Consider the following 4,798-nt stretch of genomic DNA (forward strand, 5'->3'; position numbering starts at 1 on the left):
GGACCCGGGGCGCCCGTGCGGCGGCGCGCTGCCAGGCGCCGTAGGCCAGCAGGCCGCCGACCACGGCGAGGCCGGTGCCGAGGATGGAGGTGAGCAGGGTGGGCGCGAGGCTCCGGTCGTCGAACCAGCCGGGCAGCGTGCGGTACGCGAGCGCGCCGAAGGCCAGCGAGGGCACGGCCAGCACCCAGAGCACCACGGTCATGGTCAGCGGCTGGCGGCCGTGGTCCGGGGCCTCCGCGCCCCGGCCCCGGAAGGCCAGCAGCCAGAGCCGGGTGGCGTAGGCGGCGGTGAGCAGGGCCGTGGCGAGTGCGGCGACGAGCACGATCCAGCCGGCGGCGCCCGGTGCCGGGCCGGGGTGGCCGGTGGCCAGGCGCTCGGCGGCGGCGAGGACGGACTCCTTGGAGAAGAACCCGCTGAACGGCGGGATCGCGGCCAGTGCGAGCAGGGCCACGGTCATCGTCCAGAAGGCGTCCGGGACCCGGTCGCGCAGGTGGCTCATCCGGGACATGGCCGCCAGCGAGTTGGTGCCGGCGGCGTGGATGAGGGCTCCGGCGGCGAGGAACAGCAGCGCCTTGAAGGCGCCGTGGGAGAGGAGGTGGAAGACGGCGGCACCACGGTCGCCGACGGCGAGGGCACCGGTCATGTAGCCGAGCTGGCCGATCGTCGAGTAGGCGAGGACGCGCTTGATGTCGTCCTGGGCGAGCGCGGCGAGGCCGGAGCCCAGCATGGTGACGGCGGCCATCACCGCGAGGACCGTCATCGCGGCGGCGGACGCCTCGAACACGGGGAGGAGACGGGCCACGAAGTAGACACCGGCGGCGACCATGGTGGCCGCGTGGATCAGCGCGGAGACGGGCGTGGGGCCCGCCATCGCGTCGGGGAGCCAGGTGTGCAGCGGGAACTGCGCGGACTTGCCCGCCACGCCCGCGAGGAGCAGCAGGGAGATCAGGGTGGGGTGGTCGAGTCCGCCGCTCGCCACGGCGCCGAGGACGCGGGTGATGCGGAAGGACCCGGCGTCGGTGCCGAGCGCGAACAGCCCGATCAGGAACGGGACGTCACCGAGCTTGGTGACCAGGAACGCCTTGAGGGAGGCGGCGCGGGCCTCGGGGGTGCCCCAGTAGTGGCCGACCAGGAAGTAGGAGCAGATGCCCATGACTTCCCAGCCGACCAGCAGCACGATCAGGTCGCCGGAGTAGACGACGAGGAGCATCGCGGAGGTGAAGAGGGAGACGAGGGCCGCGTAGGAGGGGTAGCGGGGGTCGTCGCGCAGGTAGCCGGTGGAGTAGATCTGCACGCAGGTCGCCACGAAGGCCACCAGGATCGCGACGAGGGCGGCGAATCCGTCGATGTGGAGCGCCAGGTCGACGGGGACCGAGCCGGTGGGTGTCAGCAGGGTGTACGCGTCGACGGCCCGGCCGCCGCCCTGGCGGGCCGCCACCAGCGCGGCCAGCACGAGCGAGGCCAGCGGCGGCAGCACGGCGAGCGGGCGGACGAAGCCGGGCGCGGTGCGGCCCAGCAGGAGTCCGGCGACGGCGCCGAGGAAGGGCAGGAGGGGGACGAGCGCGGCGAGGGTGGTGGTGGTCACGCGGTGGCCTCAGCCTTCTCGGTCCCGGAGGCGTCGGGGTGGTCGGAGTCGTCGCCGGGGGTCTCGGCGGTGTCGCGGAGCCTGTCGATGTCCGCGGTGCCCCGGTCGCGGTAGACGGCGAGGACGATCGCCAGGCCGATGCCGATCTCGGCGGCCGCGATGGCGATGGTGAACAGGGTCAGCGCCTGGCCGGAGTGCAGGGTGTCCTTCGCGGCCCGGCTGAGCCAGACGTCGAAGGCGACGAGGTTGAGGTTGACGGCGTTGAGCATCAGCTCGACCGACATCAGGACCAGGATGGCGTTGCGGCGGGCGAGGACGCCGTAGAGGCCGGTGCAGAAGAGGAGGGCGGCGAGCACGGCGGGGTAGGCGAGGTGCATCAGCGGGCGCCTTCCTTGTCGCCGGGGGTCCTGGCCGGGCTCGGGGTGCCGGCCGCCTGCTCGGCCTTGGCCTTGCGGGACAGCACGATCGCGCCGACCAGGGCCGCGAGGAGCAGCACGGACAGCGCCTCGAAGGGCAGCACCCAGTGCCGGAAGAGGCTCTCGCCGGTGACGCGGGTGGTGCCTGCGGCCGGGCCGTCCAGGTCGATCCAGGTGGCGCGGAACGCGTCCGTCACCACCCAGACCAGGGCGCCCGCCGAGCCCACGGCGACGACCAGCGCGGGCAGCCGGTTGCCCGAATCGGCGTCCGGGGAGCGGCCGATGGGTGCCCTGGTGAGCATCAGTCCGAAGAGGAGGAGGACGACGACGGAGCCGACATAGATGAGGACCTGCACCCAGGCGATGAACTCGGCGGTGAGCAGGAGGTATTCGACGGCCAGGCCGCCGAGGGTGACCACCAGCCACAGGGCGGCGTGCACCAGCTGGCGGGTGGTGACGGTGATCAGCGCGGCGCCGAGGGTGACCAGGCCGACGAGGAGGAACGCGATCTCGACGCCGGTCGGGGACAGGAAGCCGTGCGGGGCGGTGGCGGCGAGGCTCACTGTTCTCCCTCCTGGTCCGGGTTCCGGTCGGCCTGCTCGGCGGCCCGGGCCTGCTCGGCCGCCTGGGCGGCGGCCAGTTTGTCGGCGCTCTTGCGGGCGGCCGCGATCTCCTTCGGCTCCTCCGCGTGCGGGTCCAGCGCGGGCGGCGCCGGGACGGTCCACATCCACTCGCGGAGCTTGTCGCGCTCGTGGGTGAGTTCGCGGATGTCGGTCTCGGCGTACTCGAACTCCGGGGACCAGAACAGCGCGTCGAAGGGGCAGACCTCGATGCAGATGCCGCAGTACATGCAGAGGGAGAAGTCGATGGCGAACCGGTCGAGGACGTTCCGGCTGCGCTCGCGGCCGCCGGGAGCGGCGGCCGGGACGGTCTCCTTGTGGGAGTCGATGTAGATGCACCAGTCGGGGCACTCACGGGCGCAGAGCATGCAGACCGTGCAGTTCTCCTCGAACAGGCCGATCACGCCGCGCGTGCGGGGCGGGAGGTCGGGCTGGACGTCGGGATAGCGCTCGGTGACGGTCTTCTTCGTCATCGTGCGGAGGGTGACGGCGAGGCCCTTGGCCAGGCCGGAGCCGGGTACGGGGGACATCAGGCGGTCACCACCTTGACGACGCCGGTGAGGGCGATCTGGGCGAGGGCGAGCGGGACGAGGACGGTCCAGGACAGCTTCTGGAGCTGGTCCTCGCGCAGCCGGGGGTAGGTGACCCGGAGCCAGATCACCAGGAAGGCGAGGATCGCGGTCTTCACCAGGGTCCACACCCAGCCGAGCCCGTCGGCACCCCAGGGGCCGTGCCAGCCGCCCAGGAACAGCACGGTGGTCAGACCGCACAGGACGACGATCCCCGCGTACTCCGCGAGCAGGAACAGGGCGAAGCGCAGGCCGGTGTACTCGGTGTACGCGCCGAAGATGATCTCCGAGTCGGCCACCGGCATGTCGAACGGCGGCCGTTGCAGCTCGGCGAGTCCGGCGACGAAGAACACCACCGCGCCGATGAGCTGCCAGGGCAGCCACCACCAGTGGAAGGCGGTCACGATGCCGGGCAGCGAGACCGTGCCGGCCGCCATCGCCACGGAGGCGGCGGCGAGCAGCATCGGGAGTTCGTAGGCGAGCAACTGGGCGGCGGTGCGCAGGCCGCCGAGCAGGGAGAACTTGTTCGCGCTGGCCCAGCCCGCCATCAGCGAGCCGAGGACGCCCACGCCCATCACCGCGAGCACGAAGAAGATGCCGGCGTCCAGCACCTGGCCCACGGCACCGGCGCTCGGGCCGATCGGGATGGCGAGCAGTACGAGGAGGTACGGCAACAGGGCCACGGCCGGCGCGAGCTGGAAGACGCGGCGGTCGGCTCCCGTCGGGACCACGTCCTCCTTCTGCGCGAACTTCACGCCGTCCGCGACGAGTTGGGCCCAGCCGTGGAAGCCGCCCGCGTACATCGGGCCGAGGCGGCCCTGCATGTGCGCCATCACCTTGTGCTCGGTCTGCCCGATGACCAGCGGGAACGTCAGGAACACGACGAAGATGACGACGAGTCGCAGGGCGGCGTCCAGCACGTCGTTCACTGCGCGCCTCCTGCGGGGTCGTCGGGGGTGCCGGTGGGTTCAGGCTCGGGAGCGGGGGGTGTCTTCGGGGGCTCGTCGGCCTCCTCGAAGGCCGGACGGGCGTGATGCCAGGGCGCGTCGGAGCTGCGACGCTGCGCCGGCTCGGCCGGCTTCTTCGGCTCGGCCGGCCTCTTCGGCTCGGTCGGCTGTGCGGGCTCGGCAGGCTCGGTCGGTCCGCTCTGTCCGCTCTGTCCGCTCTGTCCGCTCGGTTCCGAAGGCTCGGTCGGCTCTGCCTGTACTGAGGGCTCAGCAGGCTCGGGCGTCCCGGCTCGCTGCGAGGCCGATCCCTGCGAGGCGCTGCGCGACCTGCGGGGCCCCCCGGGTGCCTCGGCCGGCGTCTCGGCGGGGGTCTCCGCACCCTCCGGAGACCCCTGGCCGGCCGACTCCTGACTCGCGCTCCGCATCCGGCGCGGAGCGGCAGCCCCGGCACCACCCGGCTCCGACGAAGCCTGGCTCGCCGAGCCCTCACTAGCACTCCGCGTCCGCCGAGGCGAAGCAGCCCCCGCCTCCGCAGCAGCCTGACTCGCCGACCCGTCCCCAGCACTCCGCATGCGCCGAGGCCCAGCAGCAGCCCCCGGCTCCGGAGCCGTCTGACTGGCCGACCCCTCGCTCGCGCTCCGGGCCCGGCGCGGCCGCACGG

The 4,798-nt window shown here is 73.0% G+C and carries 5 protein-coding genes; all 5 read right to left on the reverse strand.

The genetic code is table 11. The annotated features are described in order from the left end of the window. The coding region (locus tag GT030_RS09015) for an NADH-quinone oxidoreductase subunit L (RefSeq protein WP_161200642.1) at positions 1-1,585 on the reverse strand (1,585 nt) is incomplete at its 3' end. Then, a complete protein-coding gene (nuoK, locus tag GT030_RS09020; protein ID WP_161200643.1) occupies positions 1,582-1,962 on the reverse strand; it encodes an NADH-quinone oxidoreductase subunit NuoK in 381 nt (126 codons plus the stop codon). The genes GT030_RS09015 and nuoK, both read right to left, overlap by 4 nt. Then, positions 1,962-2,564: an NADH-quinone oxidoreductase subunit J gene (locus GT030_RS09025; protein ID WP_161200644.1), complete on the reverse strand. Its 603-nt coding sequence runs from the start codon at positions 2,562-2,564 to the stop codon at positions 1,962-1,964. The genes nuoK and GT030_RS09025 overlap by 1 nt, the downstream gene beginning before the upstream one ends. After that, on the reverse strand, positions 2,561-3,151 hold the full coding sequence (locus GT030_RS09030; RefSeq protein ID WP_161200645.1) for an NADH-quinone oxidoreductase subunit I: 591 nt from the start codon (positions 3,149-3,151) through the stop codon (positions 2,561-2,563). The genes GT030_RS09025 and GT030_RS09030 overlap by 4 nt, the downstream gene beginning before the upstream one ends. Next, positions 3,151-4,119: a complex I subunit 1 family protein gene (locus GT030_RS09035; RefSeq protein WP_161200646.1), complete on the reverse strand. Its 969-nt coding sequence runs from the start codon at positions 4,117-4,119 to the stop codon at positions 3,151-3,153. Before GT030_RS09035 ends, GT030_RS09030 begins: the two co-directional genes overlap by 1 nt. Between the last annotated feature and the right edge of the window lie 679 nt (positions 4,120-4,798).

This window comes from Streptomyces sp. SID1328, from assembly GCF_009865595.1.
Classification (GTDB): domain Bacteria; phylum Actinomycetota; class Actinomycetes; order Streptomycetales; family Streptomycetaceae; genus Streptomyces; species Streptomyces griseoluteus.

What these genes read in the sequence shown, in the direction of transcription:
- nuoK (WP_161200643.1), bottom strand. Translation starts at nt 1,962, where the DNA reads ATGCACCTCGCCTACCCCGCCGTGCTCGCCGCCCTCCTCTTCTGCACC.
- GT030_RS09030 (WP_161200645.1), bottom strand. Translation starts at nt 3,151, where the DNA reads ATGTCCCCCGTACCCGGCTCCGGCCTGGCCAAGGGCCTCGCCGTCACC.